The following is a 16,474-nucleotide window of genomic DNA, read 5'->3' as shown; positions in this document are numbered from 1 at the left end:
ATCCTCTCCGGCAATCTTCAGATTTTCCTCCAGCTGACCTAAGATCTGACTTCCCAGAGGAGACTTTTCCTCCCGGACACTCTGCTCAAAAACCTCTCTCATATCCTCTGAAAGAAAATGGTTGGCCTCAATGCACATTTCTTTGATATTCTCTGTAATCTCATCTGTACAGACGCTTCTCATGACGCTTCCTCCCGATTTTTTCTCCCTAATGAAACACAGACAGGTTCCGGCCCCAAATAGCCCGGCCGGGACCTGTCTGTCAAAACGAACATTTATTAAACGCTTTTCTGCCTCACAGCTTCTTGATATACCTGGGACTGCTCATTATAAGCGGACAGGATCTCTCCTCTTATTCAGAGTCTGTCTCCTCATCCTCTTCCCGGAGAGATTTTTCTTCTCCCTCCCGGTCGTCCTCACTGCCGTCTCCATCCTCTAAAAAGCCGTCCTCTAACTCCTCGTCCTCATCCTGGCTGCTCTCTCTCACCTTGGCAATGCTGGCTACCACCACGCCGGACTCCGGATCGATATCCATCAGCTTTACTCCCGAAGTGTTTCTTCCGATAATGGAGATTGTGTTCACCCTCATCTTGATAATGATTCCCTCATTGGTGATCAGCATAATCTGGCGTCCCTCGTCCACCAGCTTGGCTCCTACCAGGTATCCTGTCTTCTCCGTAATCCGGTAGCATCTGACTCCCTTGCCGCCTCTTAACTGGCTGGTGAATTCTTCAATCGGAGTCCTCTTTCCAAGGCCGTATTCTGAAACCACCAGCAGGCATTCTCCCTGGCTGGCCATCTGCATTCCGATAATCTCATCATCTGAGTCGAACTTCATGCCGATAACACCCATGGAAACACGGCCGGTGATACGCACATCCGTCTCATGGAACCGGATGCACATGCCCTTCTTTGTCACAAGGAAGATATCCTCTGTGTTGTCCGTGGCCTTTACCTCGATGAGCTCGTCATCCTCCCTGAGCACAATGGCCTGGAGTCCGTTCTTTCGGACGTTCTCATACTCTTTCATGGGCGTGCGCTTCACCATACCGTTTTTCGTGGCCATAAACAGGAACTTGTCCTCGTCAAACTCCTTCATGGGAACTGTGGCCGTGATCTTTTCTCCCGGCTGAAGCTGGATCAGGTTTACGATGGCCGTTCCCCTGGCGGTCCTTCCCGCCTCCGGGATCTCGTAGGCCTTCAGGCGGTAAACGCGGCCGGTGTTCGTGAAGAACATCATGTAGTGGTGGGTCGTGGTCATCAGGAGCTCTTCAATGTAGTCCTCGTCGATGGTCTGCATTCCCTTGATTCCCTTGCCGCCCCGGTTCTGGCTCTTAAAATTATCACTGGACATGCGCTTAATGTAGCCTAAGTTGGTGATGGCCACCACCACATCCTCATCCGGAATCAGATCCTCGGCAGACATATCGAACTCATCATAGCCGATCTTCGTCCTTCTGTCATCTCCGTACTTGTCGGAGATCAGCTGTATCTCCTCCTTGATGACTGTTAAGAGCTTGTTCTCGTCTGCCAGGATCCCGCGCAGCTCTGCAATGCGCTTCTCAAGCTCCTGGTACTCATTTAACAGCTTCTCCCTCTCCAAACCGGTCAGGGCGCGAAGCCTCATATCCACAATCGCCTGGGCCTGGGCGTCTGAGAGTTCAAACCGCTCCATCAGAGTGGCTTTTGCCTCAGCCACTGTCTTGGAACCGCGGATGATTCGGATCACCTCGTCAATATAGTCGAGAGCCTTTAAAAGTCCCTCTAAAATATGGGCCCTCTCCTCGGCCTTGTTTAAGTCGTACTTTGTCCTTCTGGTGACCACGTCCTTCTGGTGATCCAGATAGTAGGTGAGCATCTGGTGCAGATTCAGCACCTTCGGCTCATTGTTCACCAGGGCCAGCATATTGACGCCGAATGTATCCTGAAGCTGCGTATGCTTTAAGAGCTGGTTCAGGACGATATTGGCATTCACATCCCGGCGAAGCTCGATGCAGATGCGCATTCCCTCGCGGTTTGACTCATCCCTCAGGTCTGTGATTCCGTCCACCCTCTTGTCCTTCACAAGCTCCGCAATCTTTTCGATGAGGCGGGCCTTGTTGACCAGATACGGAATCTCTGTGACGATAATCCGGCTCTTGCCGTTTGGCATGGTCTCAATATCGGTGACTGCCCGGACACGGATCTTTCCCCTTCCTGTGCGGTAGGCCTCCTCGATTCCTGCTTTTCCGAGAATGGTGGCCCCTGTAGGGAAGTCCGGCCCCTTTACAATCTCCATGAGCTCCTCGATGGAGGTATCTCTTCCCTCCTCGATCTGGTTGTCAATGATCTTGACAACCGCCGCAATCAGCTCCCGCAGGTTGTGGGGCGGGATATTGGTCGCCATGCCGACTGCAATTCCGGAAGTTCCGTTTGCCAGAAGATTTGGGAAGCGGGATGGCAGCACCACCGGCTCCCTCTCTGTCTCATCGAAGTTTGGCACAAAGTCGACGGTGTTCTTGTTGATATCCGCCAGCATTTCCATGGAAATCCGGCTCAGCCTTGCCTCTGTATATCGCATGGCTGCAGCGCCGTCCCCGTCTACGGAGCCGAAATTTCCGTGGCCGTCTACCAGCATATAGCGGGTAGACCACTTCTGAGCCATATTTACGAGTGCTCCATAGATGGAGCTGTCTCCGTGGGGGTGGTATTTACCCATGGTATCGCCGACGATACGGGCGCATTTTCTGTGAGGCTTGTCAGGGCCGTTGTTTAACTCGATCATGGAGTAGAGCACACGCCTCTGAACCGGCTTTAAGCCGTCGCGCACATCCGGCAGAGCCCTGGCAGCGATTACGCTCATGGCGTAGTCGATGTAGGACTTTTCCATGGTCTTTTTCAGGTCTATGTCATGGACTTTGTCAAAAATATTTGGTTCCATTTTTTATCCTCCAAAATGTGGGGCCTGCCTGCAGGGAACACGGCCCGGAACGTTCAGCTTTTCGGGCCATTTTCTTCTCTGTTCAGGCAGTCTTAGATGTCAAGAGTTCCGTACTTCGCATTGGCCTCGATGAATTCTCTTCTCGGCTCCACCTGATCGCCCATCAGGGTGGTAAAGGTTAAATCCACCTCGCTGGTGGTCTCCTCGTCCATGGTGACGCGAAGAAGGATTCTCCGCTCCGGATCCATGGTGGTTTCCCAGAGCTGCTCTGCATCCATCTCTCCCAGTCCCTTATAGCGCTGGATCTTATTGTTCTGATCTCTTCCGATTTCCGATAAAATGCTGTTCAGCTCCGCATCGCTGTAGGCATACCAGATCCGCTTGTTTTTCTCGATCTTGTAGAGCGGAGGCTGAGCCAGATACACGTAGCCCTGCTTGATCAGCTCCGGCATAAAGCGGTAGATGAAGGTCAGCAGCAGGGTGCTGATGTGGGCGCCGTCCACATCGGCATCTGTCATGATAATGATCTTGTGGTACCGCAGCTTGGAGATATCGAAATCCTCGTGGATTCCCGTTCCGAAGGCGGTGATCATGGAGCGTATCTCCGCATTTGCGTAAATTTTGTCCAGTCTTGCCTTCTCCACGTTTAAGATCTTTCCCCTTAACGGCAGGATGGCCTGGTTCGCCTTGCTTCTGGCCTCCTTGGCGGAGCCGCCGGCAGAGTCTCCCTCTACCAGATAAATCTCACAGTTCTCCGGGTTCTTATCGGAGCAGTCCGCTAATTTTCCCGGAAGTGCAAGGCCGTCCAGGGCCGACTTCCTCCTGGTCATCTCCCTGGCCCTTCTGGCTGCAGCCCTGGCCCTCTGTGCCAGAATAGACTTCTCGCTGATAATCTTCGCCACCCCTGGATTCTGCTCCAGGAAATAGGTGAGCTGCTCGCTTACAATGCCTGCCACCGCAGCTCTCGCCTCTGTATTTCCCAGCTTCTGCTTGGTCTGTCCCTCAAACTGAGGCTCCTCCAGCTTCACGCTGATAATCGCCGTGAGGCCCTCACGGATGTCCTCTCCCGACAGGGATGGCTCATTCTCCTTTAAGAGCTTGTTCTTTCTCGCATAGTCGTTGAAGGTGTTGGTGAGAGCCGTCTTAAAGCCGCTTAAATGGGTTCCGCCCTCCGGGGTGTTGATGTTGTTTACGAAGGTATAGATATTTTCCGTGTAGGAGTCGTTGTGCTGCATGGCAACCTCCACATACACGTTGTCCCTCACTCCCTCGCAGTAGATGACAGGGGCATAGAGGCTCTCACCTCCCCTGTTCAGGTAGGTGACAAACTCCTTGATTCCTCCCTCGTAGTGGAAGGTCTTTTCCTGCTTCTCCTCCCTGTCATCCCTTAAAATAATCTTCAGGTTTTTCGTGAGGAAGGCTGTTTCACGAAGCCTTACCTTTAAGGTATCGTAATCGTAGACCGTCTCCTCGAAAATCTCCTTGTCCGGAAGGAATGTAACTCTGGTTCCATGCTTATCAGCAGGACAATCCCCCTTAATAGTCAGAGGATACATCACCTTTCCTTTCTCATATCTCTGGTTGTAGATATGACCGTCCTTGTAAATATCTACCTCCAGCCATTCAGACAGAGCATTCACTACAGATGCGCCTACTCCGTGGAGTCCTCCCGACACCTTGTATCCCCCGCCGCCGAACTTTCCGCCGGCGTGAAGCACCGTAAAGACCACCTCAACAGCCGGGATACCTGCCTTTTTCTGTATATCTACCGGGATTCCCCTTCCGTTGTCCGTGACTGTGATGGAATTGTCTGCATTGATCTGAACGTCAATCTCGCTGCAGAAGCCCGCCAGGGCCTCGTCCACGGAATTGTCCACGATCTCGTATACCAGATGGTGAAGGCCTCTTATGGAGGTACTACCGATATACATTCCCGGGCGCTTTCTTACTGCCTCAAGTCCCTCTAAAATTTGTATTTGATCTGCGCTGTATTCTGAACCCATAAGTTCCTCCTAACTATTCTTCTTCCTTTACAGTTCCGTTTACGATCCGGAATACCCGGTCTATGTGAAAGGCATGGGCGACAAAATCGTCCAGTCCTGTGCAGGTAATGATCGTCTGAATATGCCTGATCCCTGAGAGCAGGTGCTGCTGGCGTCCCGAATCCAGCTCCGACAGCACATCGTCCAGCAGAAGAACAGGGTAGTCTTTCACAATCTTTTTCACCAGCTCAATTTCCGCAAGCTTCAGGGAGAGGGCCGCCGTCCTCTGCTGCCCCTGGGAGCCGAAGCGCCGGATGTCAACGCCGTTTACGCTGAAGCTTAAATCGTCCCGGTGGGGGCCGGAGAGGGTGGTCTTCTGTCGTATATCTGCTTCCCGTCCCCTTTTCAGAGCTGTCTCAAAGGCCTCTTCCTCTGTATTCGGCTCATAGCAGATGACAAGCTCCTCCCTCCCGCCGGAAAGCTGGCGGTGGATGTCCCGTATCATCTCATTGAGCTCCCCGGCAAATTCCCTGCGGTACCGGATCAGCTCCCTTCCAAAGGAAACCAGCTGCATATCCCAGATATCCAGGGTTTCCAGAAGCTCCGGCTTAAAGGGCAGCTCCTTTAACAGCTTATTTCTCTGAGTCAGAGTGCGGTTGTACTGAACCAGTGCGTGGACATAGAGCCTGTTGAGCTGGCACAGCTCCAGATCCACAAAGCGCCTGCGCTCTGCTGGCCCGTTTTTAATGATGTTTAAATCCTCCGGGGAAAAAAATACCACATTTACGATGCCGAACAGCTCGCTGGCCCTGCGTATGGGAACGCCGTTAATGGCGATTCCCTTTGTCTTATTCTTTTTAAGGTGCATGTCAATCCGGTAGGGCACATTGTCCTTCCTGATATTCATTTTGATGTGGGATTCATCCTCTGCAAAACGGATGATCTCCTTATCCTTGCTGCCTCTGTGGGACTTTGTGGTGGCACAGACGTAAACGGCCTCCAACACGTTTGTCTTTCCCTGGGCATTGTCCCCATAGAGGACATTGGTTCCCGGATCAAAAACCATACTGAGGCTGCCGTAATTGCGGTAATTCTTTAACTCGATCGATTCTACAAACATGTTGTTCCCCTGAAAATCCATGAAACAGCCAGAAATCAGACTTTCCTGTTTCTGACTGTCCCCTACTTTTCAATTTTGATGGTGTTTCCCTGAAACTCCACCAGGTCTCCGTCGTAGAGTTTCTTTCCCCTTTGAAGCTCCACAGCTCCGTTCACCTTCACCAGTCCGTCCTGGATGGCAAACTTGGCATCCACCCCGGACTCTGCCAGGCCTGCTGCCTTTAAGGCCTGACCCAGCTTGATATACTCCTCCCTGAGTTTAATGACTTCCATGCTCTGCTGCTCCTTTTCGTAGTTTTCCAGTTTTATGTATAAATGTATATTTATTCGCTTTGCTTTTTCTCTGTGTGCGTCTGCCGCGGACTGCATTTATCCGAAAGTTGTCTGACAGCTTCACACCGGCATAATGTCTCTACAATTCTCCGCCCGCTCCCTGTTCTCCTTGGCATCACTTGAAACCTTCGCCCTGCTCTGAACGGGGCAGCCGCCTATATGGCAGCTGCGTTGAAGTTGACCGGAAGGATCAGATAAATATAATTCTCCTCGTCATCCTTGATAAAGCACGGAGATTTCGGATTCATCATATAGAGAGTAACCTCCTCGTCATCGATGATCCGCAGTGCGTCGATGAGGAATTTCGGGTTAAAGCCGATCATGATATCCTTTCCAAACTTCGTGATCCCCACCTCGGCGTTCATGGTTCCATAGGCAGAGTTCATCTTAAGCTGCATTCCCTCATCTGTGATCGTGATAATGATCGGTTTTTTATCATTTTCGCGGATCAGGATGCTGGCTCTCTCGATGCTGTCCAGGAAGGCACGGCGGTTTACATTGACCTTTGTCTCGTAGTCGCTGGAAAGCATCTGGCTGATCCGGAAATATTCTCCCTCGATCAGACGGGATACCACCAGAGTGGAATCAAATTCGAACATAATGTGGTTGGAGCTGAAGAAAATCTGCACTTCCGACTCATTGTCGCCGTTCAGGATCTTGCTGATCTCACCGAGAGTTTTGCCAGGAACGATCACTTTTATATCATTGTAGTGATCCTTCAGCTCAATTTTTCGGATGGACATGCGGTGTCCGTCCAGAGATACCACTTTCAGCTCATTGTCATTGACTTCAAACAGCTCGCCAGTCATCATTTTGTTGCTGTCATTCGGTGAAATGGAGAAAAGAGTCTGACGAATAACCTCTTTTAAGGTAAACTGGGAGAGCGTAATATAGCGATCTCTTTCAATATGAGGGATGTAGGAAAATTCATCCCCGTCCTTTCCCTGGATTTTAAATACGGACTTATCACAGGAAATGGTGGTGTTGTTTTTTTCATCAGATTCTATGATAATGGGAGATTCCTCTCCGGAAAGCTTTCTGATAATGTCGGAAAAGAGCTTTGCATCCAGGGCTACCTTTCCCCGTTCAAGAATCAGCCCCTCCACCTGGGTTTCAATTCCCAGCTCCATGTCATTGCCGGTCAGTTTGATTTCTGTTCCCGTTGCATCGATAAGGATACATTCCAGAATCGGCATGGTCGTCTTGGATGGCACAGCCTTGAGAACAATATTGATGCCGTTTAACAGTGAGTCTTTTTCAAATGATAGCTTCATAATTGTTGATAACTCCTTTGCTGAAAAAATGGAACATCGTGTAAGTAAAGATATAAATAAATTCCGCAGTAATCGCCGTAGGGGGCGTGAATATGTGAATAAGTCTTAAGAGCCCTTAAAAATCAAGGATTTATCCACTGGAAAGGTCTGTGTAAAAGTCATCAAAACACGAAGGACAACTTGAGGTTTATCCACAGGTTAAAAAAGGGCTTAAGGACGCCGGAAAAAACAGGGAGATTATCCACAGTCTGTCCAGACAGTTTTCAACGTCCATTGTGGATGAGTGGAAAAATGGTCTGAAAGAGCGCAGTTTTTTCAGAAGCCCTCCGGTTATTCACAGATTTCGGACTCAATTCGGACTCAAAGAAACGGTCCGCCATAGAATTTACTGGGGACTCAGCTTCTTCTTCAGTACCTCGAGGGTATTCCTGAGGGATTCATTTTTTTCCATGTCGGCAGTGATCTTTTCTGCGCCGTGGATAATCGTAGTGTGATCCCGATCGCCCAGATATTTTCCGATACCCTGAAGGGGAGTGCCTGTCATCGTCCGGCACAGGTACATGGCAATCTGGCGCGGATAGACGATTTCCTTATTTCTCTTTTTGGAAGAAATATCTGCAGGTGTGATTCCGAAGTGATCGGAAACCACCTGGATAATCAGCTCCGGCGTGATCTCTCTTGCACCGCCTGGGGAGATCAGATCCTTTAAGGCCTCCTCAGCCAGCTCGGTGGTGATTTCTCTCTTATTTAATTTAGAGAGAGCTACGATCTTTGTGAGGGCTCCCTCCAGTTCCCGGATATTGGATTTTACATGGGTGGCAATGTATTTGATCACTTCGTTGTCAATGTTGTAGCCCTCCAGCTCCTCCTTTTTGCGAAGAATCGCCATTCGCGTTTCGTAGTCAGGGGACTGGATGTCCACGGTAAGTCCCCACTCAAACCGGGAGCGAAGGCGCTCCTCTAAGGTCTCAATTTCCTTCGGAGGCTTATCGGAGGAGATAATAATCTGCTTTTTGGCCTCATAGAGGGCATTGAAGGTATGGAAAAATTCCTCCTGGGTGCTCTCCTTGCCGATGATAAACTGAATATCGTCGATGAGGAGAACATCGTTGTTCCTGTATTTCTCCCGGAACTCTGTGGTGGAGATATTGTTCTTGTTCCGGATGGCATCGATCAGCTCGTTGGTGAATTTCTCGCTGGTCACGTATAAAATTTTGGCCTTCGGGTTATTCTGAAGGATAAAATGGCCGATGGAATGCATCAGGTGCGTTTTTCCAAGTCCCACGCCTCCATAGATAAAGAGAGGATTGTAAATCTCACCCGGGGATTCGGCCACAGCCAGGGATGCTGCGTGGGCCAGGTTGTTGTTGGCACCTACCACGAAGGTATCAAAGGTATAGCGCGGATTTAAGTTTGCATTCTGGATCACCTGCTGATCAACATCAGTGGAGTGGGACAGAAGCTGATTTTCAGAAACTTCCTCCGGTTCCTCCTTGATCTGCTCTCTGGTGATGAAATCCACCTGACACTCAATGCCGGTGATCTCTGCAATAGCCACGGTGAGCAGGAATCCGTATTTTTTCTGCATGTACCCTAAAAAATGGATGTCGGGAACCAGGATCTGAAGCGTGTTGCCTTTCATGGAGTAGGCTTCTGTCGGAAGCAGCCAGGTTTTAAAAGAAACATCGGTCAGCTCATGCTCTTCCTTAATATGCAGCAGAATATCTTCCCATTTTTCTTTGATTTTTTCTAACATAGTAAAATCTCCTAAATGTATTAAAGAGGCGGCCGCCAAAGCGGCATATTTCCTCTGTCACTGAGCCGCCCTGCTTCATTCTGCAGAGTCTTTTCCGCCCCGTTTTACAGGAAATTCAGAGGAAATTACGAGGCAATTCTCTGGGCTTCAGACAAAACTGCAAATTTGCCCAATCTAATCATATTTTACATGATTACAAAACAATTTTCAATGGGAATGTGAAAAACTTGGGGATAACTTTTGGGGATAAGTGGAAAACCTGATATGCACAGAGAGGAAAACGGAAAGCACTTGAAAGCAAAGGAAGAAATGAGACGGGGTAAAAATGTACACAGGTTGTCCAGAGGTTATTCAGAGAGTTATCAACAAGTTATCAACAGATTGGGGATAAATTATGTAAAGCATGTGAATAAGTGAGGGATAATTTGTGGATGACGAAAAAGAAGGCTGTAAAATCAATGCTTTACTACATATTGGGGTGGTGGATAACTTGTCCACAAGAGAATGTGAAACAGATGCGGACAGAGGGAAACGGCAGCAGAAAAGTGGAAAACAGAGCAGAAATCAGGAAAAAGAGGGGAAAAATAAAAAGTTATACACAATTAAGCGGATGAAAAAATATTTTTCCACATTTGACCATTAAAGGAAAGGATGTTGAAAAAAACAGAAGAAAAAACGAAAACAGCCAGGCTGCAGGAAAATTGAAACGGAACAATCGGATTGTAGTGCTGACAGAGATACGGTATAATGACCGCAAAGCGGTTATTATACCTGCGCATACCGGTTTCAGCATTTACTGCTGAAATCCGGGCGCTGAGTTCCGCCGGAGGCTGTCATATTCGAAGGATATGGTATACTGAAATAAAAATCCGGAAGAGGAGATACAGAGAATGGTAAGGGTGTGGACAAGGCAGAAAAAAAGCGTTCTTGAAGAACTGAGAAAAACGGGCAGATACACGGCAAAGAGAAAATATATTGAGATGGATCTGACGGAACACGCAGCTCTTGTGCTGGAGGCCTACGACTGGCTGGTGGCCAATGGGCCGGACGCAGCCGGCCGGCCGAAGGATGTGGAATATCCGGTTTGGGTGGTATTTTCGAGAGGGACAGCCATGATACCGGGGGAGGGGGAGGTGGTTTTGGAACTCTCCCTGGAGCCTGAGCAGATTACCCATATTAATATAGAAAAGTGGGGAACGATTCTGAACTACTCTTACATACCTGAAAATGAACAGGATGCCAGGCGTCATCAGGAAATTCTGGATAACCTGGGAGTCGGGGATGCGCAGGCCTATATGTCCCGGTTTTATCCGGAGCTTAAAAGAGAGATCCGGGAGAGCTGGAAGCGGCTGTTTGACCCTTCCATCATTTTAGGAAACGATATGGAATACGGAACAATATGGGAGATCAGAAGAGAATGGGTGACAGGAGTAACGGAATAAGGCTTTATATATCCCAGGCGGAAGCGGTGATGAGAGAAATTGACAGCAGAGGCACCTGCTTTTCTAGGCGGGAGTATGTGGCCCTCAAATATGGGGAGAGCAGGGAGATCTTTCTCACCGCTTATGACTGGTTTGTAAAAGAGCTTCAAAAAAGGGTGAAAAGGCCGGCGGGCGCCCAGTATCCATACTGGGGGTACAGGGAAGAGTACGGGATTGACTGGTCTGGCGAGAATGTGGGCTTTCAGGCAGAGGTTCCGGCAGATCAGCTTGTCCTTTTTGACGCCGATGACTGGAGAAAGATCCTCTGTATGCAGTATATCGGGGAGGATGAGGGGGAGGAGCGCGCCTTCAGGGACGAGCTTTCCCAGATGGGAATCAGGGAGGAGCAGGCAGTTTTGACTGGCTTTTATCCTGATATAAAAAGAAGGATCATGGAGAGCTGGGACCGGCTTTTTGTAAATGACCGAAGATTCAAAAACGGGGAGGAGTCAAGCAGAGGGGGAATACAGGCAGGAATGTGGGAGATTAAAAGAGAGTGGATCGTGAAAATAGGAGAAAAGAAAGAGAAAATGCTTGACTAGTTTTTAGTTGTTCTATATAATTGAAACGATGTTTAGTTTAAAATAGTCTAACTATGGATAAGAAAATTTCTTTGATAATTGATGGATGAGGAGGTGTTTTGAGTTATGAAGATGACATTTCAGCCTAAAAAAAGACAGAGAGCAAAAGTTCACGGCTTCAGAGCTAGAATGAGCAGCGCAGGCGGAAGAAAGGTTCTGGCTGCAAGAAGAGCAAAGGGAAGAGCAAAATTAACTGCTTAAGGAAGCGTGGCCGCAATTTTCAGAGTAAAATTGTGGCCTTTTCTTTTCTCAAACTTTATGTGTGAGGAGAATCCATGAAGCATTTTAATTCAATCAAAAAGTACGCGGATTTCCAGAAGGTTTACAGGACAGGGAAATCCTATGCGAACCGTCTTTTGATTATGTATGTGATGAAAACGGAAGAGGGGGCCGATACAAGGATTGGCATTTCCGTCAGCAAAAAAGTGGGGAACAGCGTGGTACGCCATCACATTACAAGACTTTTAAGGGAAAGCTACCGACTGAACAAGCCCATGGTTAAGGCTGGACTGGACATCGTGGTAGTCGCCAGAGCGGCTGCAAAGGAATCGAATTTCAGGCAGATAGAGAGTGCTTATCTGCACCTGTGCGGACTTCATAACATTTTAGAGAATCGAAGTGAGAATATTGGTTAAAAAGATCTTTATTAAAATGATCCGGGGATACCAGAGGTATATTTCCCCCATGACAGGACCTCACTGCAGGTACACGCCTACGTGTTCTCAATACGCCATTGAGGCACTTCAAAAGTACGGCGCGTTAAAAGGTGGTTTTTTGGCCTGTAAGCGGATACTCCGATGTCATCCGTTTGCAGAAGGCGGTTATGATCCGGTTCCGTAGCAAAAGGGCCGTGCCGGGCAGAAGGCGCGCCCATATAAGTAGGAGGTAGTTAATTGGAATTTTTTGTAGCGACGAAAGCAGGCTCTATTTTAGGGCCAATCGCCAGCCTGTTTGGAATCGTCATGGACTTGCTGTTCAGGTTCACAAGCTCCTTCGGCGTTTTTAACATTGGCGTATGTATTATTCTGTTCACCATCATCACAAGGCTTCTTCTGTTTCCGCTGACCTTAAAGCAGCAGAAATCCTCCAAGATGATGGCGCTTATGAACCCGGAAATTGCAGCGATTCAGAAGAAATATAAGGGAAAAACGGATCAGACCTCCATGGCAAAGCAGCAGGTGGAGATGAAGGCCGTCTATGAAAAGTACGGCTCCTCCCCGACAGCAGGATGCCTTCCTCTGTTAATCCAGTTCCCGATTATTTTGGCACTGTACCGCGTTATCTACAATATCCCGGCCTACGTTCCGTCTGTTAGAGTGTTCTTTGAGAATGTAGTGGAACCTCTCCAGAATCAGCCGGATTTTGCCTCCAAGCTGATTGAGGTAGGCGGAAAGATGAGCAACGGCTTTACGGCTGAGGCTCTGGCAAATCCAAACAAGGTCATCGATCTGCTCTATAAGTTTACACCTGATAACTGGAAGGGACTTGAAAATGCATTTCCTTCTATTGCAGACGTAATCGCACAGAATGCGGACAAGATAGAGCAGATGAACTCCTTCCTGGGAATTAATCTGGCAACAGCGCCGTTTACCGGTTTTTCAAATATAACAGTTGCATGGATTATCCCGATTCTGGCAGGTATTACCCAGTGGCTCTCCACAAAGCTGATGAGCACCAATCAGACCATGGATAAGGATGCTCCGGGTGCACAGATGATGAACAGCATGATGATCACCATGCCTCTCATGTCTGTATTCTTCTGCTTTACCCTGCCGGCAGGTATTGGTATCTACTGGGTTGTCCAGGGTATCATCCTCATTTTCCAGCAGATGTTCGTCAACTCCTACATGAAGAAAGTGGATATGGACGAGCTTATCAGGAAGAATGTTGAGAAGATGAACAAAAAACGTGCGAAGAAGGGGCTTCCGCCAGCAAAGATCAATCAGAATGCAGCCGTGAATCTCAAGAGCATTCAGGCAAAGCAGGAGGAGGAAGAGGCTGAGAAGAACCGCAGGCTGGAAAGGAATGCAAAGCAGGTGAAGGATTCAACCGAGTTCTACAACAGCGATCCGAAGCCGGGAAGCCTTGCAGCCAAGGCCAGAATGGTTCAGAAGTATAACGAAAAGCACAACAAGTAGGAGGGGTGCAGTATGGATATGATTACAGTTTCCGCAAAAACCGTGGATGAAGCTGTTACAAAGGCACTGATCGAGCTTGAAACTACCAGCGACAAGCTGGAGTACGAGGTCGTTGAGCGGGGAAGCGCCGGATTTTTGGGGATTGGCGCCAAGCCTGCCGTAATCAGAGCAAAGAGAAAGGAACGCGTTGAAGACAGAGCCATTCATTTTCTGAATCAGGTATTTGATTCCATGAACATGGAGGTTTCCATCACAGCCGTGTATAATGCAGAAGAGAAGGAAATGAACATTAACATGGAAGGAACCGACATGGGAATCCTGATCGGAAAAAGAGGGCAGACCTTAGACTCCCTTCAGTACCTGGTAAGTCTTGTGGTAAACAAGAAGAAGGACGACTATATCCGTGTAAAGCTGGATACGGAGAACTACCGGGAGAGAAGAAAGGAAACTCTGGAAACCCTGGCAAAGAACATTGCCTACAAGGTAAAGAGGACCAAGCGCGCCGTTTCCCTTGAGCCCATGAACCCTTACGAAAGACGGATTATCCATGCGGCACTTCAGAACGATAAGTACGTTGTGACAAGAAGCGACGGCGAAGAACCATTCAGACACGTGATTATTTCTCTGAAGAAGGAAGGAAAAAAAGACCGTTCAGAACGGGAATAACCCCCACCTGACCGGACGATAAATAATAAAAAATGTTCAGGCAGGACAAACCAAAACTACCGGTCACCAAGTCCCTGTTTGAACATTTTTTATTAGCAATGAGAAGGGCGAAAATGAATGGGCAGTCTCCAGGGGGGAGCTTGCTCACCGCCTGGAGACTGCCCATTCATTTTCATGCGGCGAATGCCGCAAAGCGAGAAAACCCCAAAAGGGTTTTCTCGCGTGAGCCCTTCGGGGCCGAAGGCCAAGAGAAGGCGCCCTGGGGCGGCCGCAGAGCCAGGAAATCCCTTTAGGGGGGCGAGCGTGAGCCCTTTGGGGCAGAGGAAAAAGCAATCCCCCATAAGGGCGGGATCCCGCAAAATATAAAAGCAGGCGGGGAGCCATAATATTACTGTCTGCCTTATGAGGAAAGCCATTCCGCAGGAGGGCTGGTTTTCCTGATGAAGCAGAGAATATCAGAGAGAATCTGAACCACAGAGAGGAAGGAAAAAGCTATGTTCAGGAATGATACAATCGCGGCCATTTCAACAGGAATGACAAATTCGGGAATCGGCGTTGTGAGGATCAGCGGAGAAGATGCAGTAAAGGTGGCTGATCGAATCTTCAGAAAGCCAAATGGCAGGAAGCTTTCAGAAGAAAAGACGTTTACCATACATTACGGTCATATATATGATGAAAATGAGCTGATAGACGAGGTTCTGGTCATGCTGATGCGGGGGCCGAGAAGCTATACGGCAGAGGACACGGTAGAGATCGACTGCCACGGCGGCGTCCTTGTCATGCGGAAGATTCTGGAAACAGTGGTAAAAAACGGGGCGAGGCTAGCCGAGCCGGGAGAGTTCACAAAGCGGGCATTTTTGAATGGCAGAATCGATCTGTCCCAGGCAGAGGCGGTTATCGATGTGATCAATGCAAAAAACGATTACGCACTGAAAAGCTCTGTAAATCAGCTGAACGGGGCAATGTCCAGAAAGGTGAAGGAGCTGAGAGAAAAACTCATCTATGAAATCGCTTTTATAGAATCAGCTCTGGACGATCCGGAGCACATTTCTCTGGAGGGTTACCCTGAGATTCTTCACGAAAGGCTCATTCCGATTAAGCAGGAGATAGAGAAACTCCTTGCCACGGCAGATAACGGAAGAGTGGTCAGGGAGGGCGTAAAGACGGTTATTTTGGGAAAGCCCAATGCAGGAAAATCCTCTCTTATGAATGTGCTGGTAGGAGAGGAGAGGGCGATTGTGACGGATGTGGCAGGTACCACGAGAGATACGCTGGAAGAGAATATAAGGCTTCACGGCATCAGCCTCAACATTATCGACACAGCGGGAATCAGGGACACGGACGATATTGTGGAAAAAATCGGCGTGGATAAGGCGAGACAGATTGCAGATGACGCGGACTTGATTATCTACGTGGTGGATGGTTCCAGGCCTCTGGATGAAAATGATCGGGAGATTATGGAGCTTATCAGGGGAAGAAAAGCCATCGTGCTGTTAAATAAAACGGATCTGGAGATGCTTGTGACAGAAAAAGAGCTTGAGGAGAGGACCGGCCAGACGGTGATTCCTGTTTCGGCAAAGGAACAAAAGGGAATCGACGTCCTGGAGGAGCGGATCAGAGAATTGTTTTTCTCGGGAAAAATTGATTTTAATGATGAAGTGATGATTACCAATGTCCGGCACAAAACAGCCCTCAGAGAGGCGTATGACAGCCTGCTTCTGGTAGAAAAGAGCATTGAAGATCAGATGCCTGAGGACTTTTTCTCTATTGATCTCATGAACGCCTACGAGGAACTGGGAACGATCGTGGGAGAGGCCCTGGAGGATGATCTGGTCAATGAGATTTTCAGCAAATTCTGCATGGGAAAATAGCTCTGTTTAACAGGTATAGGAAATCAGGTTAGCAGCTGAAGGCGGGCAGATGGATAGGACGTCCAGCCTCCGGCTGCGTTTTAAAAGGGAACAGTTTTTGAGAGAATGGAAAAACAAGGTGTTTCTGTGTATAGGACCATGGGAGGATGAAACCTGAATAGGAAATAGGAAGAACACAGAGGAGAATACACGGGGGAGAACAGAAGAGAACGCACAGAGGAGAACCGAGGGGAAGGCAGAAGGAAGACAGGAAGCAAACGTCGAAAATGAGCAGCCAGCCGCAGCAGTCAGAAAAGCTGATAAAAAATGAGAGAAGGAATAATAGAATAAAAACATATAATTGATAGTTATAT

At 48.6% G+C, this 16,474-nt stretch carries 16 protein-coding genes (1 of these 16 running past the window's edge); 9 read left to right on the top strand and 7 right to left on the bottom strand.

The features are described 5' to 3' along the window. The 7 genes from LK436_RS02230 to dnaA all read right to left on the bottom strand — a co-directional run. On the bottom strand, positions 1 to 183 hold the 5' portion of the coding sequence (locus LK436_RS02230; protein WP_008397160.1) for a fumarate hydratase. The gene continues 660 nt to the left of window position 1, outside the view; 183 of the gene's 843 nt are visible here — the first part of the coding sequence; it begins with the start codon at positions 181 to 183; its stop codon lies off the left edge, out of view. 169 nt (positions 184 to 352) lie between these two features. Further along, on the bottom strand, positions 353 to 2,920 hold the full coding sequence (gene gyrA / locus LK436_RS02225; protein ID WP_008397161.1) for a DNA gyrase subunit A: 2,568 nt from the start codon (positions 2,918 to 2,920) through the stop codon (positions 353 to 355). A 92-nt stretch (positions 2,921 to 3,012) separates the two neighbouring features. After that, on the bottom strand, positions 3,013 to 4,923 hold the full coding sequence (gyrB, locus tag LK436_RS02220) for a DNA topoisomerase (ATP-hydrolyzing) subunit B (protein ID WP_008397162.1): 1,911 nt from the start codon (positions 4,921 to 4,923) through the stop codon (positions 3,013 to 3,015). Positions 4,924 to 4,936: 13 nt separating this feature from the next. Further along, entirely contained in the window at positions 4,937 to 6,022 is a 1,086-nt protein-coding gene (gene recF, locus LK436_RS02215; protein WP_044931181.1) for a DNA replication/repair protein RecF, read from the bottom strand. Positions 6,023 to 6,084: 62 nt separating this feature from the next. Further along, positions 6,085 to 6,294 carry an RNA-binding S4 domain-containing protein gene (locus tag LK436_RS02210; RefSeq protein ID WP_021966147.1) on the bottom strand — a complete coding sequence of 70 codons (210 nt, stop codon included), beginning with the start codon at positions 6,292 to 6,294 and terminating at the stop codon, positions 6,085 to 6,087. Positions 6,295 to 6,509: 215 nt separating this feature from the next. After that, positions 6,510 to 7,628, bottom strand: coding sequence for a DNA polymerase III subunit beta (dnaN, locus tag LK436_RS02205; RefSeq protein ID WP_008397165.1), 1,119 nt, complete (start codon positions 7,626 to 7,628; stop codon positions 6,510 to 6,512). 385 nt (positions 7,629 to 8,013) lie between these two features. After that, positions 8,014 to 9,384, bottom strand: a complete 1,371-nt coding sequence (dnaA, locus tag LK436_RS02200) for a chromosomal replication initiator protein DnaA (RefSeq protein ID WP_008397166.1) — start codon at positions 9,382 to 9,384, stop codon at positions 8,014 to 8,016. Between the two features lie 427 nt (positions 9,385 to 9,811). Between dnaA and LK436_RS02195 the strand changes: the two genes are divergently transcribed. The 9 genes from LK436_RS02195 (at position 9,812) to mnmE (ending at position 16,121) form a co-directional block, all read left to right on the top strand. Then, complete coding sequence (locus tag LK436_RS02195; protein WP_008397168.1) at positions 9,812 to 10,027, top strand: hypothetical protein; 216 nt, start codon at positions 9,812 to 9,814, stop codon at positions 10,025 to 10,027. A gap of 247 nt (positions 10,028 to 10,274) precedes the next feature. Beyond that, positions 10,275 to 10,826 (top strand): DUF3841 domain-containing protein, encoded by a 552-nt coding sequence (locus tag LK436_RS02190; protein ID WP_008397170.1) that lies wholly within the window; start codon positions 10,275 to 10,277, stop codon positions 10,824 to 10,826. Then, positions 10,784 to 11,407: a DUF3841 domain-containing protein gene (locus LK436_RS02185; protein WP_322746516.1), complete on the top strand. Its 624-nt coding sequence runs from the start codon at positions 10,784 to 10,786 to the stop codon at positions 11,405 to 11,407. Before LK436_RS02190 ends, LK436_RS02185 begins: the two co-directional genes overlap by 43 nt. Positions 11,408 to 11,512: 105 nt before the next feature. Continuing rightward, complete coding sequence (rpmH, locus tag LK436_RS02180; protein WP_008397172.1) at positions 11,513 to 11,647, top strand: 50S ribosomal protein L34; 135 nt, start codon at positions 11,513 to 11,515, stop codon at positions 11,645 to 11,647. Between the two features lie 74 nt (positions 11,648 to 11,721). Then, entirely contained in the window at positions 11,722 to 12,081 is a 360-nt protein-coding gene (gene rnpA / locus LK436_RS02175; RefSeq protein WP_008397173.1) for a ribonuclease P protein component, read from the top strand. After that, positions 12,071 to 12,286: a membrane protein insertion efficiency factor YidD gene (gene yidD, locus LK436_RS02170; protein ID WP_373132851.1), complete on the top strand. Its 216-nt coding sequence runs from the start codon at positions 12,071 to 12,073 to the stop codon at positions 12,284 to 12,286. The genes rnpA and yidD overlap by 11 nt, the downstream gene beginning before the upstream one ends. A 53-nt stretch (positions 12,287 to 12,339) precedes the next feature. Beyond that, complete coding sequence (locus LK436_RS02165) at positions 12,340 to 13,584, top strand: YidC/Oxa1 family membrane protein insertase (RefSeq protein ID WP_008397174.1); 1,245 nt, start codon at positions 12,340 to 12,342, stop codon at positions 13,582 to 13,584. A 12-nt stretch (positions 13,585 to 13,596) separates the two neighbouring features. After that, positions 13,597 to 14,250: an RNA-binding cell elongation regulator Jag/EloR gene (gene jag / locus LK436_RS02160; protein WP_008397175.1), complete on the top strand. Its 654-nt coding sequence runs from the start codon at positions 13,597 to 13,599 to the stop codon at positions 14,248 to 14,250. Positions 14,251 to 14,744: 494 nt separating this feature from the next. After that, on the top strand, positions 14,745 to 16,121 hold the full coding sequence (gene mnmE, locus LK436_RS02155; RefSeq protein WP_008397178.1) for a tRNA uridine-5-carboxymethylaminomethyl(34) synthesis GTPase MnmE: 1,377 nt from the start codon (positions 14,745 to 14,747) through the stop codon (positions 16,119 to 16,121). Positions 16,122 to 16,474 lie beyond the last annotated feature (353 nt).

This window comes from Clostridium sp. M62/1 (genome assembly GCF_020736365.1).
In the GTDB taxonomy this organism is placed as follows: Bacteria; Bacillota; Clostridia; order Lachnospirales; family Lachnospiraceae; genus Otoolea; species Otoolea saccharolyticum_A.
Note: the sequence above shows the minus strand (reverse complement) of the source record. Positions and strands in the feature narration are given on the sequence as shown.

What these genes read in the sequence shown, in the direction of transcription:
- gyrA (WP_008397161.1), bottom strand. Translation starts at nt 2,920, where the DNA reads ATGGAACCAAATATTTTTGACAAAGTCCATGACATAGACCTGAAAAAG.
- gyrB (WP_008397162.1), bottom strand. Translation starts at nt 4,923, where the DNA reads ATGGGTTCAGAATACAGCGCAGATCAAATACAAATTTTAGAGGGACTT.
- recF (WP_044931181.1), bottom strand. Translation starts at nt 6,022, where the DNA reads ATGTTTGTAGAATCGATCGAGTTAAAGAATTACCGCAATTACGGCAGC.
- LK436_RS02210 (WP_021966147.1), bottom strand. Translation starts at nt 6,294, where the DNA reads ATGGAAGTCATTAAACTCAGGGAGGAGTATATCAAGCTGGGTCAGGCC.
- dnaN (WP_008397165.1), bottom strand. Translation starts at nt 7,628, where the DNA reads ATGAAGCTATCATTTGAAAAAGACTCACTGTTAAACGGCATCAATATT.
- dnaA (WP_008397166.1), bottom strand. Translation starts at nt 9,384, where the DNA reads ATGTTAGAAAAAATCAAAGAAAAATGGGAAGATATTCTGCTGCATATT.
- LK436_RS02190 (WP_008397170.1), top strand. Translation starts at nt 10,275, where the DNA reads ATGGTAAGGGTGTGGACAAGGCAGAAAAAAAGCGTTCTTGAAGAACTG.
- LK436_RS02185 (WP_322746516.1), top strand. Translation starts at nt 10,784, where the DNA reads ATGGGAGATCAGAAGAGAATGGGTGACAGGAGTAACGGAATAAGGCTT.
- rpmH (WP_008397172.1), top strand. Translation starts at nt 11,513, where the DNA reads ATGAAGATGACATTTCAGCCTAAAAAAAGACAGAGAGCAAAAGTTCAC.
- rnpA (WP_008397173.1), top strand. Translation starts at nt 11,722, where the DNA reads ATGAAGCATTTTAATTCAATCAAAAAGTACGCGGATTTCCAGAAGGTT.
- jag (WP_008397175.1), top strand. Translation starts at nt 13,597, where the DNA reads ATGGATATGATTACAGTTTCCGCAAAAACCGTGGATGAAGCTGTTACA.
- mnmE (WP_008397178.1), top strand. Translation starts at nt 14,745, where the DNA reads ATGTTCAGGAATGATACAATCGCGGCCATTTCAACAGGAATGACAAAT.